18 protein-coding genes are annotated in these 24,114 nt (G+C 29.5%); 10 read left to right on the forward strand and 8 right to left on the reverse strand.

The genetic code is table 11. The annotated features are described in order from the left end of the window. Positions 1-34 precede the first annotated feature (34 nt). The 6 genes from G8C43_RS00815 (at position 35) to G8C43_RS00840 (ending at position 6,502) form a co-directional block, all read left to right on the forward strand. Positions 35-1,102 carry a DUF2931 family protein gene (locus G8C43_RS00815; RefSeq protein ID WP_166003400.1) on the forward strand — a complete coding sequence of 356 codons (1,068 nt, stop codon included), beginning with the start codon at positions 35-37 and terminating at the stop codon, positions 1,100-1,102. Positions 1,103-1,105: 3 nt separating this feature from the next. After that, positions 1,106-2,212 carry a DUF2931 family protein gene (locus G8C43_RS00820; RefSeq protein WP_166003402.1) on the forward strand — a complete coding sequence of 369 codons (1,107 nt, stop codon included), beginning with the start codon at positions 1,106-1,108 and terminating at the stop codon, positions 2,210-2,212. Continuing rightward, positions 2,212-3,849 (forward strand): phospholipase effector Tle1 domain-containing protein, encoded by a 1,638-nt coding sequence (locus G8C43_RS00825; protein WP_166003404.1) that lies wholly within the window; start codon positions 2,212-2,214, stop codon positions 3,847-3,849. Before G8C43_RS00820 ends, G8C43_RS00825 begins: the two co-directional genes overlap by 1 nt. After that, positions 3,827-4,594: a hypothetical protein gene (locus G8C43_RS00830; RefSeq protein ID WP_166003406.1), complete on the forward strand. Its 768-nt coding sequence runs from the start codon at positions 3,827-3,829 to the stop codon at positions 4,592-4,594. The genes G8C43_RS00825 and G8C43_RS00830 overlap by 23 nt, the downstream gene beginning before the upstream one ends. Further along, the gene (locus G8C43_RS00835; RefSeq protein ID WP_166003408.1) at positions 4,582-6,228 is read left to right on the forward strand and encodes a DUF4280 domain-containing protein; all 1,647 of its coding nucleotides are present in this window, start codon (positions 4,582-4,584) and stop codon (positions 6,226-6,228) included. Before G8C43_RS00830 ends, G8C43_RS00835 begins: the two co-directional genes overlap by 13 nt. A 94-nt stretch (positions 6,229-6,322) precedes the next feature. After that, positions 6,323-6,502 (forward strand): hypothetical protein, encoded by a 180-nt coding sequence (locus G8C43_RS00840; protein WP_166003410.1) that lies wholly within the window; start codon positions 6,323-6,325, stop codon positions 6,500-6,502. A gap of 214 nt (positions 6,503-6,716) precedes the next feature. Here G8C43_RS00840 and G8C43_RS00845 read toward each other — a convergent pair whose 3' ends face one another. After that, a complete protein-coding gene (locus tag G8C43_RS00845; protein ID WP_166003412.1) occupies positions 6,717-7,793 on the reverse strand; it encodes a PKD domain-containing protein in 1,077 nt (358 codons plus the stop codon). 857 nt (positions 7,794-8,650) lie between these two features. Between G8C43_RS00845 and tssD (G8C43_RS00850) the strand changes: the two genes are divergently transcribed. The 3 genes from tssD (G8C43_RS00850) to G8C43_RS00860 are packed head-to-tail and all read left to right on the forward strand — an operon-like array spanning position 8,651 to position 12,447. Further along, positions 8,651-9,049, forward strand: a complete 399-nt coding sequence (gene tssD / locus G8C43_RS00850) for a type VI secretion system tube protein TssD (protein ID WP_166003414.1) — start codon at positions 8,651-8,653, stop codon at positions 9,047-9,049. A 36-nt stretch (positions 9,050-9,085) separates the two neighbouring features. Further along, the gene (locus G8C43_RS00855) at positions 9,086-10,918 is read left to right on the forward strand and encodes a phage baseplate assembly protein V (RefSeq protein ID WP_166003416.1); all 1,833 of its coding nucleotides are present in this window, start codon (positions 9,086-9,088) and stop codon (positions 10,916-10,918) included. A gap of 20 nt (positions 10,919-10,938) precedes the next feature. Continuing rightward, positions 10,939-12,447, forward strand: coding sequence for a hypothetical protein (locus G8C43_RS00860; RefSeq protein ID WP_166003417.1), 1,509 nt, complete (start codon positions 10,939-10,941; stop codon positions 12,445-12,447). A gap of 448 nt (positions 12,448-12,895) precedes the next feature. Here G8C43_RS00860 and G8C43_RS00865 read toward each other — a convergent pair whose 3' ends face one another. From G8C43_RS00865 to tssD (G8C43_RS00895), 7 genes are read right to left on the reverse strand one after another with little or no spacing between them, the layout of a single operon-like run. Next, positions 12,896-13,702 carry a hypothetical protein gene (locus G8C43_RS00865; protein WP_166003420.1) on the reverse strand — a complete coding sequence of 269 codons (807 nt, stop codon included), beginning with the start codon at positions 13,700-13,702 and terminating at the stop codon, positions 12,896-12,898. Positions 13,703-13,712: 10 nt separating this feature from the next. Further along, complete coding sequence (locus G8C43_RS00870; RefSeq protein WP_166003422.1) at positions 13,713-14,267, reverse strand: imm11 family protein; 555 nt, start codon at positions 14,265-14,267, stop codon at positions 13,713-13,715. Positions 14,268-14,294: 27 nt separating this feature from the next. Further along, positions 14,295-14,837: an imm11 family protein gene (locus tag G8C43_RS00875; protein ID WP_166003424.1), complete on the reverse strand. Its 543-nt coding sequence runs from the start codon at positions 14,835-14,837 to the stop codon at positions 14,295-14,297. A 15-nt stretch (positions 14,838-14,852) separates the two neighbouring features. Beyond that, positions 14,853-15,884, reverse strand: coding sequence for an AHH domain-containing protein (locus G8C43_RS00880; protein ID WP_166003427.1), 1,032 nt, complete (start codon positions 15,882-15,884; stop codon positions 14,853-14,855). Between the two features lies 1 nt (position 15,885). Then, the gene (locus G8C43_RS00885) at positions 15,886-16,245 is read right to left on the reverse strand and encodes a DUF4280 domain-containing protein (protein WP_166003428.1); all 360 of its coding nucleotides are present in this window, start codon (positions 16,243-16,245) and stop codon (positions 15,886-15,888) included. A gap of 13 nt (positions 16,246-16,258) precedes the next feature. Next, entirely contained in the window at positions 16,259-18,202 is a 1,944-nt protein-coding gene (locus tag G8C43_RS00890; protein ID WP_166003430.1) for a type VI secretion system Vgr family protein, read from the reverse strand. A 47-nt stretch (positions 18,203-18,249) separates the two neighbouring features. Next, a complete protein-coding gene (gene tssD, locus G8C43_RS00895; protein WP_166003432.1) occupies positions 18,250-18,642 on the reverse strand; it encodes a type VI secretion system tube protein TssD in 393 nt (130 codons plus the stop codon). A gap of 977 nt (positions 18,643-19,619) precedes the next feature. Between tssD (G8C43_RS00895) and G8C43_RS00900 the strand changes: the two genes are divergently transcribed. Continuing rightward, positions 19,620-23,978, forward strand: coding sequence for an ATP-binding protein (locus tag G8C43_RS00900; protein ID WP_166003434.1), 4,359 nt, complete (start codon positions 19,620-19,622; stop codon positions 23,976-23,978). The last annotated feature ends 136 nt before the right edge of the window (positions 23,979-24,114 follow it).

The raw sequence follows: 24,114 nt of genomic DNA on the forward strand, positions 1-24,114 counted from the left end.
GATTCGAATAACAACAATATATAAATTCCTACTCATGCTTTCATTTATATTCAACAGTTGTCAGGATAAAAATAAAAAAACTATGAAAGAAGAATTTGAATGGAAGGAATCTGTCTCCTGTCCTTTAGGCTATCCGGTAGACGTGTTTATGGGAGGGTTAGAATTAACCGATGGTAGCTTTACCAGTTTATTTTCTGGGTTACATACAGGGTTAGGTGGATGGGGTAGCGAAGGAAGAAGTATGAGCAGTGGAGTAAAGCCGTTACCCAAACGACTAAATGTTATCTGGATCTCATTTGTCGAAAAGACCTTTTACCATGTAGATGCGGAACTAGATTATGAAAAAATAGCCGGTCTTTTTAGAAAAGGGTATTATATTCCATCCATGAATAAAGAAATTCCGGAACCATTTAAGAAAGTTTATTGGACGATCAATGTAGGCTTTGCCCCGGGAGGAGTAGCCGTAGTTTGGGTCAGAGGTACAGCTCGTCAAATAGAAGTAGGCAGATACCAGGGAGTAAAAACGGAAATTCCCAAAGAGCAAGTAGAAAAACTAAAAGACGAACCGGAATACAGCATGCTACGGCCGGAATATCAAGAGTCGGTGATAAGAAATCCGGGGATCATCCCTCAAGAAGTGCAAGAGGCTAATAAAGACAAACCCATTCCTTTTGGGCTTTGGGATACATACAGGAAAAAATATAATTGGAAATTTAACTTTGATTTTCCGAATTCAAATGAAATAACCAATAGAGTAACTTGTTTTTACTTTAATGGAGAAAAAGAAATCTTATTCGGAGACAAACCGATAAAATTATATCAAATACCGGAAGAATTAAGATGGAATAAATCAGAAAAAAAAGCTATACCTCGTAAAATATCATTTAGTTGGATAACAAAAGAAAACTTACTAAAATCAGGAGCAATAACTTTTAATGAAGTCCAGATATTTAAGGCTTTTGAAGAACTAACTCAGGGAAATACGGAAGAAACAATAAAATTAACCGTACGAATTATCCATACCGGAGATGATGCTTCAGTATGGTTGGAAGGAAACGGAAAAAGCATCGGATTGTATAAAAGTGAGGTAAAAATATTTTAAACAATGATATTAAAAATAAAAAATTATTTCCTGGTGGCCATGCTTCAACTGCTTTCTGTGGTGGTAAGCTGTCAGGATAAAAATAAAAAAACTATGAAAGAAGAATTTGAATGGAATGAATCCGTCTCCTGTCCTTTAGGCTATCCGGTAGACGTGTTTATGGGAGGGTTAGAATTAACCGATGGTAGCTTTACCAGTTTATTTTCTGGGTTACATACAGGGTTAGGTGGATGGGGTAGCGAAGGAAGAAGTATGAGCAGTGGAGTAAAGCCGTTGCCCAAACATCTTAATGTGATATGGATTTCATTTGCAGAGAAGACCTTTTATCATGTGGATGCGGAACTAGATTATGAAAAAATAGCCAGTCTTTTTAGAAAGGGATATTTAACTCCTTCATATAATAAAGAGCATCCACAACCCTATAAACGGACCTATGAAACGATCAATGTAGGCTTTGCCCCGGGAGGAGTAGCCGTAGTTTGGGTCGCGGGAATAGTAAGACAAATAGAAATAGGAAGGTATCAGGGAGTGAAAACGGAAATTCCTAAAGAACAAGTAGAAAAACTAAAAGACGAACCGGTTTACAGTATGCTACGGCCGGAATATCAAGAGTCGGTGATAAAAAATCCGGGGATTATTCCTCAAGAAGTGCAAGATGCTAATAAAAACAAACCCATTCCTTATGGGCTATGGGATACGTACAGGAAAAAATATAATTGGAAATTTAACTTTGATTTTCCAAATTCAGATGAAATAACCAATAGAGTTACCTGTTTTTATTTTAATGGGGAAATGGAAGTTTTATTTGGAGATTATCCGATAAAATTATATCAAATACCGGAAGAGTTGAGATGGAACAAATCAGAAAAAAAAGCAATACCCAAGAAAATGTCATTTACGTGGATAAATAAAGATAAAATCATAAAATCGGGAGAAATAATATTTAACGAAGCCCAGATATTTAAGGCTTTTGAAGAACTAACTCAGGGAAATACGGAAGAATCAATACAATTAACCGTACGAATTATCCATACCGGAGACGATGCCTCGGTGTGGTTGAAAGGAAACGGAAAAAGCATAGGGTTGTATGAAAGTGAAGTAGATATATAATGGGAAAAACCTTTGTATTTAACAGCGGAGAGGCCCGATCTGAACCGGGAGAGCTTCAACTAACCTATGGACTGTTTTTTGACGGAACACTTAATAATCGAGAAAATACCCAGATATGGAAAAAAGTGCGAGGGATAGACGGATATGGAAATCCCACCGAGGAAGAAATTGAAATATTTGAGCAAAATGCCCGGGAAAAAAAATTCTTAAGCAAGAAAAAGGTAGATAAAGAAAGCACCAGTTATCTAAATGATTTTACCAATATAGGCAGAAAATCTATGAGTTGTTATGATGATTATACCATTTATGTGGAAGGAATTGGTACCCAAGACAAAAAAGAGGATAAACTTCAAGGGTATGCCTACGGTAGAGGGGAAACGGGTATACTGGGAAAGGTTATGAAGGGCTGTCAAGATTTGGCTAAAAAGATTATGAAATCTAAAGAGTCACGCAAAGATCCTAATAAGATATCTGAAATTTTAGTTACTGTAGATGCTTTTGGATTTAGCCGAGGGGCGGCGGCTGCACGGTATTTTGCTTACAATATTCAAAAATTAGCGTATCCAGCAAAAGTAAAAAACGGAAAATATTTGGATAATGAAGGAAAGGAAGTACCACAAGCTTGGGTAAAAAATGGAAAACTGCCCCGAATGGGTAATTTAGGAACAGCCTTATTAAAAATGGGATTTAGTCATGAACTGATCGACAATACCTTCATTCATTTGCGTTTTTTAGGAATCTACGATACAGTAGTCTCATACGATCCGGATACCTGGCTTTTACCAAATTTCAAAAGTAAAATACATAAATTACATTTAGATGAATTAGGAAGACCACAAAAAATCGTTCATTTTACCTCGTTGGATGAGCATCGGGAATATTTTCCACTTACCCGCATTAAGCCGGGGACCAATCGCATAGAACGCAATTTCCCGGGAGTTCACAGTGATATAGGAGGCAGCTATTCCAACTATACCGAAACCGGCAGTGAAAACCTGTTGATCGAAAAAAGGCCAAAATATGAATTGGAAAAGCTGATTGACTATCGAGCAGAGCTGATCCAAGGCGGATGGTACACGCCGGAACAATTAAAAATAGAACCCAAAATGGTAACCAAGCACAGCCATTACAGCTTAAAAGGCGAACGAAACCTAAGGAAAGAATACAGCTATATTTTTCTTCACCTGATGCGGGAAGAGTCAGAACCCTATATGGGGAAGTATTATATGCCCGGCGAAATGGAGAAATACAGTCTTTCGGGAAACAAGATCCTGCAACAGGCCAAAGAGTATCTACAGCTTTATACCATGAAATGGAATGAAGACTGGGTATTGAAAAGCGAAAAAGAAGAAGAAGAAAAAAAACTCAACCAAGCCACTTCAAAAAAAGAAATCAAGGAAAATCACTTGAATCAAGCAGACAAGAAGATACCAACAGAAGAAAAAACAGAAACTAACCATCAACCAATCGAAAAAGAATTAGAAGAAATATACGTCACCGATTCCGATCGATTGCTAAAGAAAATAAGAAACTACTACTTGCATTGGTCTTCCCGTTGGGGAGAATTGGGCAATTCGCCCAATAAAAGCAGAAAAAGAGAATATTATAATGCCGATGGAACCGTTGACACCAATTGAAATAAAAATGCAGCCGGGAAAAACATACTACTACCGACTCACTACAAGTTTTATGGATCAAATGAATCATGGAAAAGGTAAGGAAAAATTTTGGACCAGAAATGTCGGAGTCTTATTTACCGGAAAAACCCGTGAACACTTTCACTTTCAAATTCTGTGTTTTCGCACGGAAGTAAAGTTGGAAAAAGCCATACCCCAATATAATTTGCTTCGGGAAATCTCCTATCTTTTTAACGATATACGTATTTGTGTTAATGAGAAAGGAGAAGCCGTTAAGCTTAAAAATCTAAAAAAAATACAGGAACGTTGGAACACAGAGCGGAGAAAATTGGAAGCTTATCATAGTGGCTCTTCTATTGAATTGTACTTTGATTTTTTAAGCCGTTTACTTCAAGATGAATTAAGAATGATCGGCTACTTGTTAAGTTATGAAATGTACGGTATGTTTTTTAACGGAAGCCGTATCGGGAATTTAAAAAATGAAAATGATACGAAGTATCCAAGAAAAGTAAAACATCCACATTGGAATAAAGTTTTTGCGGAAGAATGGAATGAAGTGAAAGAAAGGGAAGGAGACATAAAAAAATGCTTCCACGTAAAAGGAAAACCATGGCAGACAGAAGAGACAAACACGACTTTATATGAAGGTAGCTATCTCTATTCTTCGGGGCTATTACATGAGGGATCTTTGAATATAAATTATGAAAATCAACTAAAAAAATACAGAATAGTATGGATTGGTTAAAAAAACTCTTTTCGAATAATAAAGCAAACCATTTTCCCACACAACAAGATGCATCTCGAAGTAGTAAAAAAGCTTGGGACAAAGAGTTTGAAAAACTTCCGATTATGGGAAAAACAGCTACTTCCGAGGATAAGCAATGGAATGAAATTAGCCGAATGGAAGAAGAAAATGCCCGGATACTCGAATCAGATAATGCAGAAAGAGAAAAAGAAAGGCAGAAAATATGGGATGAATTAATCGTTATTGACGGAGCAGAGCTGGAATGTCCGTTGTGTACCAATCCCAAAGGAATACTTAAAGTAAATTTAGATACCCCCACTACACAAGAAAAGAAAACAGCAACCATAGAAGAGAAAAGTTCCTTAAGTCTTGTTTTTCGGGGAAACTGTAAAAAAAGCCCGAACCGTTCTTTTCCTTGTCAAGTATCCATGATAACGGGAGATTGGAAAAACACAGGAAGTATGAAAGTCCAAGATCGACCGCCTTTATTGCTCAAAAGCACGATTCCTTGCCATTATGGCGGAGTGGATATAAAAATTATCGACAGCGGTCAAATCAATAAACCCGAACTCAACATGGAAGGAGCCCCCATACCGGTTCCCAAAAAGAAAATAAAAATAAAAGCCCTTCAAGATCAATATACAGTAGTGTTGAAAAAGGACGGAACTTTATTCGGCCCAAGATTTCCCAATCTGGAATTTGAAATTACCGACGGGTCACCCGGGGAACCAATTGATATTCAGGTGGCAAAGGTTGATCCTTCTTTATTAACAAATACGGTAGGAATATCCGACAGTTGGGATAAAAATAAATTATCTGTGGAAAGGATTTCTGTGAAAACGTTCAGCAGCTATTCTCATGAAGAAAACCCTTTGACTTTAGATGCTTCGGGTAAGGCTTCTTACACAATGCCGTTAGAATGGTGGAGAGATTTAGCCAGACAGCCGTTACACGAATTTTCAACCATGAAAATTTATTTTAAAGTTTTATCATTTTCAGACCCCTCAAAGGTAAATGAAGAAAGTATAGTTCATTTTGTGGAGGTTAGTAATAATTTAATTGAATTACGAACTATACAAAATGTTTATACAGAAAACGCTTTGGGTTTGCCAGTAAAAGATTTTTCGGCAGAATTTGTGGTTAAAGAAGCAGGAACCACCGAAATGTATACTTGGGTTCAAAGGAAAAAAGGTGGAATGGGAATATGGGATGTAAACAAACGGATGACCCGACCGATTATTGAAGAGCATGATCAAAAGCAAATATGCCATTATCCGGAATGGACTTTAGACAGAATTAATTTAAATCCGAGATATGCCGATGGGGTATATCCAGTTTCAAACGGAGGAAAAACGGCAACTATAAAAAAACAATCATCTTCACAATCGGTAAATTCTAAGTTTCCTTGGGCATATACACATATTGATTTTGATACAAGAATCCATCTAAATTTTGATGTTCCTGATGCGATCAACGTTATTCGTTTGCCGGATAATACTATCAAAGGAGCGATTCCCTCGCCGGAACCGTTACCGTTAGCAAATATTTTTTGGAATGCCCGAATCTTACAAAGTTGGAATTCCGCTCAAGCTAAAACCCTTGTTTCTCATCCTGCTGTATTTATAGGTCCTTAAGAGGATTAAATGTTGAAAAAACTAGTCTTTAAAAAGTACTATGCAGCTAATTTGAACGTTATTTTAAGAAACAATTTAACTATTTAACAAAAAAATGAGTCATCGAAATTCTGATAAAATTTTCATCATACTAAACAAAAAAGAAGATAGATTTACCCAAATAAAAGATATTAAACAATCGGAAAAATCAGATTTTAAAGATTTTAATATAACTGAAAAAAAATTATTTAGAAGACAACCGGCTGCAATTCCTGAATTATTTAATTATGATTGAGTTGAATATCAATCTTCTCTAATCGAAAGTTTTAAAAATTCTATGTTCGAACTTTTTGATTATAATATAGAAGACAACATTCTACGGTTTGTTATTTGAATAAAGCAGCTAACCGATGGATAAGTTGGAATCGTGAAAGAGACAGGTTATATCGAGCAAAAATTGGAAATGATTGACAGTTAAATAAATTAAAACTCGAAAGTAGATTTTTAATCTACTTTCGAGTTTTTTTGATTTTGCATCTTAGTATGATAGATTCTATACAATTCTTTTTATTTTTTACGAGTCGTAATGATTTAATTTTAATTTTTTTATTTTTAATTTTTTTACAAAACTCTGAAAATGTAATTATTTCATTATTATGAATTACCGGAAATTCATACTTATTACACGTATATTTTCCAAAGTCTTCCATGGTTTTCGTCTGTTTTGAAACATCCAGTAATAATAATTCGAATTGATTTTCAGAAATTGAGGGAGCTGAAGTATTTTCTGTTTTAATTTTGCCCTTTTTAGAAGAACTTTCCATGGGTTGAAAGGGAATGGATTCTAAAAACTCTTCAAATGGATCTTTTTGAGTTTTACCCGGAGGTAATGTATATACAATCTTATTTTTATTTTTAAAATTTTCTTTGTACGTTTTATACATTTCGGCAGTTAATTTTTTAGGTATTACAATAATATCTTTACTTGCTATATGTGTCATATCCCCGTTGATCACCAAGGTCAATCTTTTTTTTCCGGGTAAGCTGTAGCTGTATACAGGATATTCCTTTGTAGAGTCCATTTGTCCTGATTCACCAAAAGACCATTCCCAAGAAAAAGCTTCTCCAATATATTCATAATAGATATCGAGGGGTTCATCTACTCTAACTACACTTGGAACAATAATTTTTGGAATTTTTAAGGAATCTGTGATCCTATCCCCGGGATTAATCTCAATTGTTTTTTGCAATTTACAAGTGCCATTAACGTGTAAGGTCACAATGTAAGTTCCGGGATTCTCATAGGTATGCACAGGATATTGATCCTTTTTTTTCTCAGTATAATCTCCAAAATCCCAAACCCAATTTTTGGCACCGGGAGTAAGATCTTTAAATTTAATAGATTCCCCAACTTGATTGTTTTCAGCTATTATTTCAAAATTAATTTGATTACATTCCTTTTGCTTAGAATATTTATAGTATAAAAGTAAGAGACCAATTAAAATAGATGTTGAAAAAACTAAAAATATCCTTAAATCTACTTTATGTACATAATAAGTCAGAGTATTCCTTAATTTATAATTCATAGTAGTTAAAAAATAATAGTAAGTATTGCAGCGAACTAAGGTAAAATTAAATATATATATAAAATATAAATAAGTGTATTTAATAAATTATAAATATATATAATAAATTATTTTATGTCAAAAATAAAAATAAAAATTTAAAATTATTTTTAACCCATTTTATTTTATAAATTAAAAATTTAACTAATTGGATAAGAAGAAGAGTAACTCGATTTAATCGCGCTAAAATATATAAAGCAAATGTATGATATGAAATATAAATTTAATTTAGTTAAAATATAAAAAATATTAAATCGATTCTTCATTTTGTTTATAAATCTTAATCATCTTTACTATTTAAATTATAATTATAACTATGTATTAAATATATTTTATTATTTTAATAATTAAATTTAATTAATAACTAAAAATAGTGTTTAATTTGATTTTTTTTCTTATTGATTAGTGGTTACAAGTATGTATAAATCTTCCTACTATTTGAATTTGATCATCAATTTTTTCCATCTCAATTTTGAAAATAAACTTTACCAAAATTATCTTAAATAAATTAACTTTTTATCAGACTCTTAGTTTATTATCTAATTATGTAAAATCCATTGAGGACAACAATAATTATACATAAAATCTTTTTAAAATAGACTATTAATCAAAATAATTTATTTTAAATTAGAAATAAATAAAATGTTATTTTATTTAAATGTTATATATTTATATTTTTAATGTGTGTAATAAAAATATAAACATAGATTATTATATTTATTATAAATATTTGTAGTATTTTAGTGAATTATTTTTTAAGTAATTATAAATAAGTTTAATAACATATTTTGATAATAATTTTTAATCATAAATAAAACATGTCATCATTTTTAGCTAAATTAGAATTAGATGGAGAAACCTATACAGTATTAAACTGTAATTATAATTTCCAAAAGAAAACAGATAGTACTTCCAAGCCCTCCGGTGAAACATCGGGCGGTCAAATATCATTAAGCATAGAAAGTAACGGTAAAACGGATTTTTTGGATTGGATATTATCTGGAGAAAGAAGTAAAGACGGTAAAATCATTTTTTATCGCCGAGATATGATGGGAAAATTGTATGAAATTATATTTGAAAAGGCGTATTGTATTAATTTTAATGAAACGTTTAGTTCTTCCGGAACTACGCCTATGCAAATAGATATAACATTAGTTGCACGAACTCTTAAGTTTAATGAAAGGTCTGTTTTTAAAAAAAACTGGACATTATCATAAATAAAAACTTATGGTCTAATCATTAAAAATCTAGAAATGAATACAATAAAAGAAACAATAGATAATGTTTATTATAGTAGTACCTTTGGTGATACATTCCAAACTTATGCAAAAGTAAGTATAGAAGGAAGAGAGATTTCAAGAGATAACCACGTTCAAGTGAATATTAAGCAATCAATGTTATCGCATAATCATTTTGAGTTTTTATGTCCAAGCGAAGCCTTTTCTGAGAAAAATATATATCCACTAACAAACAGCCAAAAACTGATGTCCAGCCGTTTTTCAGTTCAATTAATAAGGTTTAAACAAACTACAGCGTTGTTTGAGGGTATTATAACAAAGGTGGAATACACTGCTCAGGATGGATATCCCTATATACGACTTACCGGTAAATCGAGTACCATTCTCATGGATCAAGGGATAACATGCCAAACTTTTATCAATAAGACATTAGAACAAATTGTAAAAGAAGTTACCGATAAATATAAAGATAATCGATTAGAAGTGCTTATATCGCCTGAAACTAAAGAGATACTTCCCTATACTGTATGTTATAATGAAACTAATTATGCATTTTTAAAACGACTAGCTTTACGATTTGGTGAATATATGTATCATAATGGACAATATTTTATTTTTGGAGGAGGGAATCAACAAAGAACAGAACTATTTGAGAAAAAAGATTTTCAAGAATTTTCCATCGAAGTAAGTTGTAAATCCCAACATTTTGTTCGTGAACGTTATGATTTAAGTAAAGATATAGTTCAGTCGCAAAAATCTGACCAGATTACGTATCCTGATCAACGCAATTTATATCATTTTAAAGCTGTGCACGCTTCTGAAAAGTTATACACTCAACCTCAGATAGGATCTTTTGCTCCTGATTTATTTTATGGGGATGCCCAACAATTGGAAAGAGCTGTGGAACGTAAAAAAATTAGTAATGAATCTACGGTATTAGTTACGGCTAAAACCGATAATCCGCATTTACGGTTAGGCGATACCATACAAATGAATGCATGGAATAAAGAACTTCAAAAACATCAGCCTATAGAAAGTTATCGGATTTTTGAAATTGAACACAGCATTTCGGATGAAGGATATAAAAATGATAGCAAAGGATTACCTTTTGAACAAAAAGTAGCTCCTTATTTAAATGAAAGTGCTTATCCTCATATAGATAGTCAATTTGCAATAGTTGTAGACAATGACGATCCGGAGTCCTTAAATAGACTAAAAATTCGGTTCTATTGGCAAAATGATAACGAAAGTACTTTATGGGTGCCCTTGATTCAAGCTCATTCAGGAGAAGGACAAGGAGCACATGTGATCCCAGAAATAGGGCATATCGTATGGGTAAATTTTTTAGGTAATAATGCGGAAGCACCTATCGTAGTAGGAAGTATGTACAGCGGAAATCAAAAAAGCGGGTTTCATACTAAAAATAATGATTTGAAAGTATTTCAAACCCGAAGCGGAACAAAACGCATAGTCAATGATGCTGAAGGCAGCATAAAAGAAGAAGATATGGAAGGAAGCTATATTAAGCTTGAAGGTGATGGTAATGTAACGCTTAATGTGGTAAAAAATCTAAATATTACGGTTGGTGAGAATGTAAGCTTTAATATAGGTAATGATAAAAATATCAGCGTAGGAGGAAATTACAAAGTTAGAATACATGATACAGCCAATTGGATTGTTTCAGGAACGGCTGAATTCGATATACATGGAAATTTGGTGACTCATACTGATAAAGATATGCTTACCTATAGTGAAAGTAAAATAAAATTACAAAGCCAAGATGTTCTTTATAATAATTCTCAAAAACAAGTTAAAAACAAAAGTATAGATTTTACAAATCTTCATTAAAATTTCAAAATATAAATGATATGTTTAAATTCAAAGTCAGAGGAAATGTAATTCGTACGGCTGATGGTAAAATCCTAAATTACGCAAAAGATGATATTGTATTTAGTTCAGCTAAAAAAGTTGATACTGATGCCCCAGAAGTACTATATGGTATAGCAGAGCCTCATCCTCAAAAAGAAATACCATTGGCAATAGCTTGTGTTGAATTCATTCCGGTTGAAATACCGGACATCATAAGCCCTATTACACGAGAGAAGAAAAAAATGAAATATGAAGGGGAATTTGGTTTTGATTTTTTTCGTAAGAAAAATTCAAAATATAGACTTGAAGAGCCTTTTTTTGATGCTCTTAATGACTTTACAAATAATGACAATTCTAAAGATACTATAGAAAATAATTCAATCGATCAACATCATATAAGTCGTAAGGAACAATATGAATCTTTATGTAAAGAATATGATAAACTACCAATTACCTATCGCACAAAGAAAGAGATAAATGAAGGTTGGGAAAGTGAAGAATGGACCTATTATATTCCTTATCTAACCTTATATTCTCAAGAATATGTTGATCGTTTAACAGTTGAGAATAAACCCTCATATGTTGCTTATTTATCCATGATTGTTGAAATTGAAAAAAATCTGGATGAATGGAAGTTTGAGTACGATAAAGATATTTTTAATTTATCGCTGGAATTTCCCTTAGATAAAGAAAAATGTCCTCCAACGAGGCATTCCACTAATCTTAAAATAACATGTCTGAAAGATTTTGATCGAGAAATGGAGATAAAGGTATTTGCCTATCCTAAAGTAAGTGCTAAGATAAGTGAATTAGAGAAAGAAAATATGAAAGAATTAGCAGGTATTATTAAGGTTCTTCCCAATTCAGAGACCTATAGAAAAAATATGAAGGTATTTGTAGTGCAAATTAGAACTGATATAATGGGAAATGGAGTAATACAAGAAGGAATTTTTAATAGGAATGAAATAGAAAAATTTCATTATATCTTTAATCAGGCATACATTGAACCTGAAATCGAATTTTATAAAGCCAATAATGGAGATGAATATTTAGATTTGACCAAAGATATAAATTTAAAGACAGGAAGTAAGTTTATCAATAGTTCAGGATGTATGGATGTATCTGATCAGGAAAGAATGGAACTCCAAAATTATTTAGAAAAATTTATACCTGAAAATAAAAAAGATAGTATAATATTATATTTTTTTGGGATAGAACACGTAGATAATACAATTTTAGGAACTACCATTCTAGATTCAAAAAGATCCTTTATCTATTTTAGTGAACTTTCTAATTTTGGAACCGATATAAATATTAAGTCATGTTCTACGGAATGTCCCACTCATGAGGCTTTACATTCACTAGGCTTAGAACATACATTTTCAATTTCCGGAAAAGACACAAAATATTTTTTTATTAAATATACTACTTGTAATGTAATGGACAATGTTTCGTATAGTTATTATCTTTATAAATGGCAATGGGATCGAATACGAAAAAAAATATAAATGAAGACAATTATGTTTTGATACTTATTATTATTAATTAATAATTTCAGTTTGAGAATTTTGACCATTTAATAGGTAAAATATATTTTGAAATATTTTCATTGAGCCTAGAGAAGTTTCTATAATTCAATGCTATGTATTTATTAAAGTCTTAATTGATAAAAATATATTAATTAAATAGAGGGATAAACTAAATAAATATTACATCATTCATTAAAACCTTTTACGATATAATTAGAAAAAATCAAAAAGTAAATCTTAAAAAGAAAATAAATTTCTTTTGTTGCTAATTCAACCTAATCTTCATAAAATGTAAAGAATATAACAATTATTAAAACAATAGAACTAAGAAATATGAAATAAGGTTAAGCTTTTGATGTAAAATCTAATTTATATACATTAATTAGTTAATTTAAGTTAAATTGTTCAGAATGAGTAAAACCTTATATTAATCAAATAAAAAAGAGCCGGATGGTTTATTATTTTCTTTTTCATTTGAATCATCAAGGTAAATATTGTTTTTTTTAGCATATTCTTTCCAAATTTCTTTTTCTTTTATTATCCATTCTTCCTTAGTATATTTTTTTCCTTCATAAATTTTATAGTCATTTTTTTCATTATAAGATTTGCTGACTTCTTTATCAATTTTATTTGAATCGATCTTTACTTCGCCGGTGTGTATACCTCTAAGGAGCATTTCTTTAGGTGAAAAAAATACTTCTTGTCCATATTTCCACTCATCAATCATTTCTTCTTGACAATATTCATTTAGAAAACAAACGCCATTTCCTATTTTTAACATAGGCTTTGTTTGATAGATATCTAACCCTATGCCGTATTCACCCCATTCTTCAAAATAGGCGGGTGCTTGTTTATCATATTCATTTTCATCATAATCATGATCGATTTCATTTGGATCTCCATCAACTAATTTAACTAATTCCGGAATAAATTTATATCCGGTTTCTTTCCATAAATAAATACCTTTCATTGTGTTGGATGGTAAAGCTTCCCTTTCTTTTTTATTGGTTGGCGTATAAAATTCGGCATCAAGTATTTCAATGACGCAGTGTACTTTTTTTCCAATGTAGTTTTGAATAGGTATGCCGCGTCGTTCTTTAATAATGTAAGACTTTCCCGATTCGGATATGGCAATAATCTGATGGGCAAATATTTTACCGTCTTTTTCTAAAGTAGGAATAGCTTTTTTAATAGTGAGGGCTAAGATATTATATACGGGGGATTCGATACTCATTTTTTAATAATTAAATATCACTGGTTACATATTCGGCATCAGTTAAATGCAATCCTTTTAATTGATTCAAATAGAATAATTCAATTATTTGTTCGGTTATTAATACCGTATAGGGTAATTCAGGGATTCGAAATATGGGACAAGTTATTTTTTGTGGATCAATACAGAGAAAATCATATTCCATAATCTGACCGCCGGGTAGGGCAGTGTATTCTGAATTTTCTTTATCTAAGCAATCGGTAGTATGAATGATATTAAGCAAATAATAATCGCTGTCGTCACTACGTAGTTTTAAAATTTCCACCGTTTCATCTAATAATGGTAAAAGGAGTTCATAAACTCGTTGGTTAACAATATAGACCCCTATATCCATGATATCATAAAAATCCATATCAATTTTAGGTTCTTTTTTTAAAACCATAAATTCTTCCCATTCTTCTTTTACAGATAGGAAATTTGTAATTTTTTCTTCAGCAAGGAACAAGAATTTATCCTGCTCCTCTTGTAAAGGAAATTCTAATTGGGTTGCGTTATTTCCATCAATACTTAATTCGTATATTATCATTTGTTTAAAAAATCATTTAATATACTCTTAAAAGATTCCTTCATATTCTTCAATATTTATAAATTCAACACCGGTTGGATTTAATTTTTTTATCTCATCAATTACTGATTTATGATATAAATAAATTCCTGGGTCTTCTAATAATCTCCATCCCAGACGTTTATTTAACGGTATTTTTTTTAAAACTTCTCTATCTAAGACATATCCATTTATATAGTACATATCGCATTCTTCATCGTATTCGTAATCAGATTTTTCTTTATCTAAGGCTTCGTAGGTATTATCATCAACGTATATGCAGTAATAATCTTCAATATAGCCACCTTTTTGGTCTGACAATTCTATAGGAACAATACGCACTCCTTCCATATTCATAGCCAACATTACATCTGCTATTTTTTTAGTAACAAAATCTTTAGCACCTGTTAAATAATCGGCTAATATAGGACGACGAGGCAAAGGATCTCCCAATTGAGCCTCGATAATTTCTTTACTTTGATCTAAGAGATCAATCATTGGGTATGTTTGATCTTCTTTACTTTTCATAAAATAATATTCAAAATCTTTCATATTTTATTTTTTATCTTATTTAAATCCTTGAAATTTTTCTATTTTTTCTTTTTCTTTGTAAAAATTATAGGTAGTGTGATTCCGATAATGATTTTTCATGATTGTACCAGCAGTACAAGTAAAATCAGCTTTTTCCAAATAATTACATGCTTTTTCTGAAGAATAAAGTACACCCCAAAATTTTTTAGTAGAAGACTCTTCAAAACTCTGCACGCCCTTTAATCTTTTTTTTAAAAATTCTTTTTTTTTAGGCAAACGATCAAATCCACAACAACCAATATTTCCCTTTGAATAACTAAAACCGTCTGAGGTTATAGTCCATTTAAAATCCCTTACTTTTCTAAAAATAAACATGCTAAATCTATCCATAGTAATGATAAATTTCTTGGATGTTTCTATAAAATTATTTTCTACTTTAGGTTTATTATTTTCATTTTCACCACATACTAATTTTATCATATATTTTTCACAAACTTTATTTACTAAATCTTTGACATGTTTTTCATAATTTAATTTAACTAATTCATCTTCTGGATTAAAGACAGGAAAAAGAGGTATTATTTCTTTTTTAATTAATTTTTCATCGATTTTATCATTAGGATTTTTTTCTCTACTAATAATAAACGTAGCTTCATGACCACCTTTATGTAAAGGTACCCCAAAAGTACAGGCAACTTCCATTATCGAAGGTAATAAAACTCCATTATTTCGATGATTAATATTGTAACCTAGCATATAAACTAAACCTTGATATCTTTCATTTTTACTTAATGAATCAGTTGTAATCAAATGATGAGCCTCCATACCATTACGGTTTTTTTTAGATTTTTTTTTTGTAGGATCTGGATAATAGAAGGGATGATTTTCAAATTTACCCCCATAAAATTTATTTTTTCCATTTGTTCTTTTTATAATATGATTTCCTAAATCCACCCCATTTCCTTTAAAAACTCCTGGAGGTATTATATCACGTTTATGATTATCATCATCTAAACTATGACCACACTTAGGACAATTTAATGGTTCTTTTAATTTATTACTGCTCATACTATTGACCTGTTTTTTTTATAGTTATTTTTCCGAATCCTCTTGGACAAATAAGAAAGGAGCTTCCAATAACAACTTCTTTACCTTTAATCGTTTTTTTGGAATACGTACCTTTCCATGGTCCGTTTGGTACAAATGTGCAAAGACACCCCGGAGGAGGAACGGCTTTATAAGGTTTACATGTACCAAATGTTGCAACCGGAGGTATCAAATTGGCATTCGTACAATCATACTCAGTGGCTGTACATTTGTTTTTTATCAATACGGTATTATTAGAAGTTACATTTAATTTAGCTGATACGTCTCCCATAGAGCATTTTATAGTTGCTCCGTCTACAACAAATTCATCATTTTTTCCCATAATTTTAATGATTTTAATTTTCTTTTATTTTTGAACCTTTGATCACGGCTTTGCTTTTACCTTCTACAAAAGCCTCTTTACTTGTCATCATAGTTTTCTTTTTACCGTTAATTTCTATATTATTATCTGACATCATTTGCACTTTCTTTTTTGCCTGTATATGAGCATTTCCTTGTGCATTTAATTTCATGGATGAACTATTTCCGGAAAATAAATCAAGATTTTTCCCACCTTTTGCTGAAAGGCACTTACCTGCAATAAATTGGGTATCTTTAGCAGAGGATAGCACAGATGTTCCGGCAGAAAATAAAGTAGTAGTCACACCGGATTCCCCGGTAATCGTTGCTCCTGCGCTGAAGTTAATAGCTCGTTTTGCTAAAATATTGATATCGGTTGCCACTAAATTTATTGTGGAATTAGCCGAAACATTGATTGAGTTAGTAGCAGTATCAATTTCAAAAATATTATTTTCTTTATCAAATATTTGTATTCTCTCTTTATCATCGGTGTCATCTACTTTTATGGTATTTCCTGATCGGGTTTTAAAAACTTTTAAATAGTTTTTGGGAGTATGTACCCCGCTCATTTGCTTTCCGTTATAAAGAGATCCGGTAACAATAGGCATTTCGGCATTATTGCCTCGAAATGATATTTGTACTTCATGTCCGATTTCCGGGATTACATGAAATCCTTGTTCATTCCCCCCATGTCCTTGTAATAAGCGGATCCAAGGGGTTGTTTCATTATTGTATTTTTGCCAATAAAAACGAACTTTTATACGGTTTTGTTTCAAAGGATCATTGTTGTCTACCACCACCGCACTCTGGTCTTCCGCCTGAGGATAAGCTTGGATATCCCAATAGGGAGCAACTTGCTGTTCTATAGGGATACCTGTAAATTGATTTTTATATCCTTTGGCAGTATAAATATGGTCAATTTGAGTAATTAAATAACTTTCTATGGGGGTACCCGAATTTATTTGTTGCCCATATTCAGGAATATATGCTAACATTTTGGCTATATCTCCCAAACGTAGCCGGGCATGGGTAGTATTGGCGGTAACCAGTACCAGATTTTCCAATGATTTTTGATGTGCTGTCAGTTTTTGTTCCTGGATTAGACTTTGCTCTTCCGATAAAGTATCATAATATACCGATGTAGGTATTTTCGTATAAACTTTATGTGCTTCATTTACGGATTTTTCCTGTAATAGATTTACATGAGAACTAGCCGATTTGCTTTGCTCGGATTGTACTTCTGCAGTTTGAGGATTGTAATTTTCATATATTAAATGCTGAGGAGCAACCCCTACTTCTATATTGTATTCCAAATAATCTCTTCCTTCTTTCAATTCAATCTTTTTTTGATTGCCACGACCGAAAATAAGTTGTGATCCATTCCAGAATAAATATTCTCCGTAACGTTTAGCCATCCTTTGAATAAATTCATAAAGGGTTTCGTTGTAACTGATGGTATAAGGGATTATTTCCGTTTTATTGGGTTGGCAAATAAAATCTACTTTGGAGCCGGTATATTCTTTGAAAGCCTCCTGTAAAATGTCTTTAAGTGTTTTATTATGATACGTACGACAAGCTTTTTGACTATCAAGAAGTGCACTGTAGGATTTTCCACTTATAACGATAAAAGGATATTTATTATTTTTTCGATAATTTACATGAGTTATAAATCCTGAAAAAATACTCTCATTTGCACCTTTTCTTCGAAATTGTATGGTTATCTCTTTTCCTAAAAGTTTAATTGAATTTTTAAGAGGATAAGTAATTTTATCGCTAAAAGCTTCACTGGGGCAATATAACTCAAAAGTTGTATGCTCCAGCATTGATTGATGTATATTAATGGTAAGACCATGCTTTTTGGATATTTCTGTACCGTTTATAGTAACTAAGGCAAAAGTTGAGTTAGATTCTCCGTATCCGCTTCGATGATAAGTCGTCATTAATTTATGGTTTTGTAATTAACTATGATTTTATATAAAATAAAAATTTACATTGTCCAATCGTTTTGATATTCCAAGTGATTAAATGCAAGGGAACGGGCTACCAAGGTAAAAGTGATACGCATGGGCTGATTATCATCAGCATTAAATTTTTCCTTAAATTTTATACAATACGCTTTTTTGAAATTTACTTCCATTAATTTACTTATGGCATCTCTACGAAAAAAAGTAATTGTACCATCTTTTTCTTTATCAGGCGCTATTATCCATTCTAAAAGTCCTGTATTACCACGGCTTTCAATGGTTAATTTAATTTTACCGCCGGTTACTTCTCCTGAAGGTTTAGTAGTAGAATCGGTTGGTTTTTTAAAGTCGTAATCGCACTTTAAAACGGTATACGTTTCACCGTCGAGAGTTAATTTTGCTAAAAATGAAGACATACTAAATGAATTATGATTTACTAATTTATCTGCAAATTAGTTATTTTTTTTCAATAATAATATCAAATATGATAAAATTTATGTTTTAAAATATATTATATATGTATTTGTATGACATTACTGTCTAAAATAGTAATTCGTTTAATATTATATTTATTTGTGATGAATGTGGTTAATTTATTGTAAATAAAAGCTTAACTGTCTTTTAATAAATATAAAATCTTTAAATAATTTTTAAAAAAATAAAATAATTTTTATGATTAATATCAGTTATTGTTTTCTAATTATTTAAAGTATAATAATATATGTTTTAAGTAATACAAAAGATATAAAAAATAATTTAGGTTTGAAAGGTGAATATAATATATTATAAATTACTAAAGAATGTGTTTTTGATATCTTTTAATAAAATAAAATATTAATTTATTTATTATATTCTTTATTTAACCTTATAATATAATATATATATTTATAATATGTATTTGATAATCAAATTAATCAAAATGAATCTTATAATGGAAATCTAACTTCAGATGATTATACATCAATAAAATTATTTAAATTCAAATATTAAAAATTACCTTAATTTATTGACTCAAATTTCCTAAAATTTGATTTGCTTAATTAATTGGCTTTGGAGTTATTAAATAATTTGCATTTTTGAGACAATTAATCCTATCAATAGTTTTTGGTGTAGATAAGATTTATAGGTTATAAATTCAATCTAACTTATTAAAATATTATTTTTATTTATACTGAAGATTACCCTGTTTGTAACAATATCTCAATAAAGAAATATTATTTAAAATTTATAGTTGTCCTCCATTCAAACGGATTTGTTTACTCACTTATATTTTAAAAAATTGAGAATAGAAATTTTATATATAAGATTTATTGATATATGAATTATAAGCTTTTACTAATTAATTTTATATATTTAGTCATTTGAATACTCTTAAAAATTATAAATTAATGAAATGAATGAAGCGTGGCTAATTTTAATTAATAAATTTGGTGAAGCTGGTTCCAGAAGTAAATTTGAGGAAATTTGTGAAAGCCTTTATAGAAGTGAATCTCAATCTGGAAATGTTAGAAAAGTTAAAGTGAACAAAGGGGATGGAGGAATTGATATATTCATTGGTGAGATCGGGATTGAACCGATAGATGTAATTCAATGTAAATTTTTTATCAACGGAGTGGGAGAATCTCAAAAGTCGCAAATACGAGAATCTTTTAAAACTGTAATTAATTCTAAGGAATTTAAAACTAAAAGTTGGACTTTATGTATTATTAACACATTTGATATACAACAAAACAAATGGTGGTGTTCCTGGAAAAGGAGAACTGAAAATGAATATAATTTAACCAATGAATTTATAAAATTAAAAGATGGAAATGAATTGGTCTATCTTCTAAAAAAAAATAATCTTTATAATACTGCTTTTGAGATAGAGGATAGCATTAAAATAGAAGAAATATATAAAGTTGTAAAAAAAAATAGTGTTTCGGAAATTAATATAAAAACTGTATTAAAAAATGCATCTTATGCTTTACGTCAAGTAAAATATTATATTGAAAATAAAACTAGCACACACATACAAAGATCAGAAACAGTATTAATATATGATTGGTTAAATACTGATTTGCATATTAATAAAAAGAATGTTTTAATACTAAAAGGTGAAAAAGGGCTTGGTAAATCAGTAATTCTCAAAGATATTTATGAAAAACTTGAAAACGAAAACTATACGGTATTAGGTATAAAAGCTGATAAGTTTTATTGCAAATCAATTTTTGATCTTGAAACTCAATTATTTAATAGTCAACTGACATTTGATAGAATTATAAAAACTACAAAGGATAAGGGAGAAAAACTAGTTGTAATAATTGACCAAATTGATGCAATGTCTCTTACCTTATCATCCAGTAGAGAATTTATTGAAACTTATATCAGGTTAATTTCTTCTTTAGAAGATAATAAAAACGTTAGAATAATTCTATCTTCAAGATCTTATGATTTAGAATATGATGCTGAATTAAGTATATATAATTCGGATGTTTACAAAAAAATATCAGTTAACCTATTTTCTATAGAAGAAGTTAAAAATTCTCTTTCAAAATTTAATATAAGTTGCTCTTCCACAAAAGTATTAGAGTTATTAAGAACTCCTAATCATTTAGATATCTATTGCAGAATATTTGCAAGTGGAATTAAAAAGGATTTAAACACTATTTCTACATTAAAAGATTTATATGATCAACTGTGGAATAAGTATATCTCTTCAAATAAAAATATGAATCTGAAAAAGTTTATTTATTTATTATCTCAGAAAATGTACAATGAACAGAGGATATCTGTGGGAAATATCTACGAAGATGATTATTTTTCTGAAATTAAGTATTTATGTTCACATAGCTTGTTAAATGAGTGTAATAAAGATTTGCAATTCTTTCATCAAACATTTTATGAATATTGTTTTGCCAGACAGTTTGTAGAAAATCAAGAAAATTTAGAAAGTTATATTATACATAATGAGCAAAGTTTATATGTAAGATCTGTTATAAAAATGGTTTTGGAGTATCTAAGAGAATATAATATAACTATTTATCTTGAGACAGTTAAAAACATAATAAATTCTAAAGATTATAGATTTCATATAAAATCCTTGATTATAAGTGAAATCGGTTTGTTGAGAAACCCCAGTATATCAGAAAAGGAATTTGTTTCAAATATAATATTAAAAAATAAAGAGTATGAAAATGTATTTGTGAGTTCAATATTTTCTGAATCTTGGATACAATTTTTTATCTCGGAAGATATCCCTAGAAAGTATTTTATTATTCAGGAAAATGGAAATAGTAATAATGAATTTAATTATTTAGATACTAAGATAAATTATAATTGGTTATTATTTAGAGATAATATGAATGAATGTCCTCTTTTAATTCTGGGTTATTTTGATAAATTGGATTTTGAAAACAAAAAAAACTTTATATATTATTTACTTATACAAATAGATAATTGGGATGATAAGAGACTACTATATTATTTTAAAAAATACATTCCATATGAAAAAGAATCTGAAAGAAAAAGAGATAATTTTTGGTACTATGAAATCCTTATAAAAATTTTCCCTGTAAATAAAAAATATGTTTATAATAAAATAAAACAGCCTATATTAGATTTTTATGAAGATAATGTAAACAACTATGAGTTTAATTACTCATTAAATGACACCCTTGAAAAATTTTTTAAAGATTCTCCTAAAGATACTTTTGAATATCTTTTTAAACTATATCAACAACTATCAGAAAAAAATAAAATTCCATACTTTAACAATGAAAACATAACTTCTCCTCTTTATAGCAGCTCAATATTTAAAGATTCTTTAACTTATGGAGAAAATAATTTAAAAAAATTTTTATATGAATTTATAGAAAGTTGTGATACTAAGTTTATTACTGAGTTTTATAATAATCACAAGAATACAAATAATGTACTCATAATAAAATTAATAGTAAAGGGGCTAAATACAAGTCCCGAAGAGCATAAAGATATTATAATTGAATTATTAGATATATTAAGTAAGAAAAATGTTTTTTCGGGTTGTGATGATAATTTACAATTGTTACTAAGAAAATTAATTAGTAATGTTTATGAGTATTTAAATGTCAATCAAACAAAATTTATTGATAAAACTCTATTAAGTATAAGATCAACATATGACTACTACATTTGGACGGATAATAATGGTGTAAAAAAATATTCTTTAAGAGAATTTGGAGAGAAAAAATATCTATTTATAAAATCTTTACCTATTGAAAGAATTAGAAAAAATGCATCACTTTATAGAGTATATCAAGAACTTAATAGAAAATTTGGAGAGGTAAATCATAGTATAGCTATACATACTTCAAGAAATGTATTAGATAGATTTGAGGATCCAGTGAATCAATTGGCTTGTGATAAGATGGATATGAAAAATTGGAAAAAAAGTATGATAAAATATGATGAAAACTATCCATATTTAAAAAATCATAAAGAGAATATAATTCGACACTCATTAGCTTTTTCATATAAAGTAAAAGAATGTCCGGATAAATTTTACACTTTTATAAATGAATTATTTGATGATGCTAAAATATCTCCATTTTATATTATTTATGGTATTTTAGGTTTAATTGAAGGAAATTTTAATCCTGATAAAGTTAAAATTCTTTATAAAAAATTTATATCGCTAAATCTAAAAAATGCTTCTTATGTTCTTTTATTAAACCAACAGGCAAAATATTTTATAATAAATAAAAATATAGATTTAGATATAATTAATTTTTTAAAAAATACAATCTTTAATTACCCAAATAGCGAAAATGAATTTGATTCAACAAAATCTTTGTATGATATTATTAATTCAATTAGAAGCTCTGCTTTACATACAATAATGTTTTGCTATAATAATAAAAATTTTGAAGAATTAATATTTTCAACCGTTGAGAATTTTATTCAAAATCCTTTGTGTAATGATACTTTAAAAATTTTAATTTTAAATAATTTAGGTTACCTTAATTATTTAGATATAGAAAGAGCTTTTAAAATATTTGTTGAAATAACAAAAACAGATGATATAAATATACTAAAATCATCTCTTGATATAGCTCAATATTTTAATAAAAAATATCACGATGATATGAATTATTATTTTGATATATTATTGAATACTCCGGAACTTTATAAACAATGTGATATAATGGTATCAAGCTGGTTATTAGGATTAGATCATGATAAAAAATTATATAAAAAATTTATTACTTATGGTAAAAATGCAAAATTGTGTGCTATAAATGTTGCTGAAAAATTTTTAATTAATAAAGAAGATGCTACAATTAATAAAAATGCATTATCAATACTATATGATTTAATAAATGAAGAAGATAAAGATTTAGCTGGTCAATATGCATGTATTTTTTTAAGGAAATTTAAATGTAGTCATTTTGTTTCTCTTTTTGATTTTCTTAAAGAATACTCAAAATCTAAACTGTGTAGATTAGATCCTAAATATTTTCTTAAATATCTGTTAAATTGTTCAAAATATTATCCTAAAGATTGCATGGAATTTTTGGAAAATATGGATTTTAGAACTATTCCTAATATTCAAGAGTGTGGATATTATGATAAAGAACCGGTTCAATTAATTCTTGGTATATATAGTAAACTTGTTTCAGAAATTAATAAAGATAAATACCTTATAAATAAAGCTCTTAATATATTTGACAGTATGCTAAAGCATGTACATTTAAGAAATAGTGCGAATAAGGCTATAGAGGCAATTATTTAAGACCGCCTCAATAACTTGAGGTGGCATCTTTAACTTAATAATTCAATGATTACATTCAAACGTCTAATACAATCGAAAAACTTCTCTTTTCTTTATTTTATATTCCTAAAGAACTATACCTTAAATATTTGCATCT

Source organism: Apibacter sp. B2966, assembly GCF_011082485.1.
Taxonomy (GTDB): Bacteria; Bacteroidota; Bacteroidia; order Flavobacteriales; family Weeksellaceae; genus Apibacter.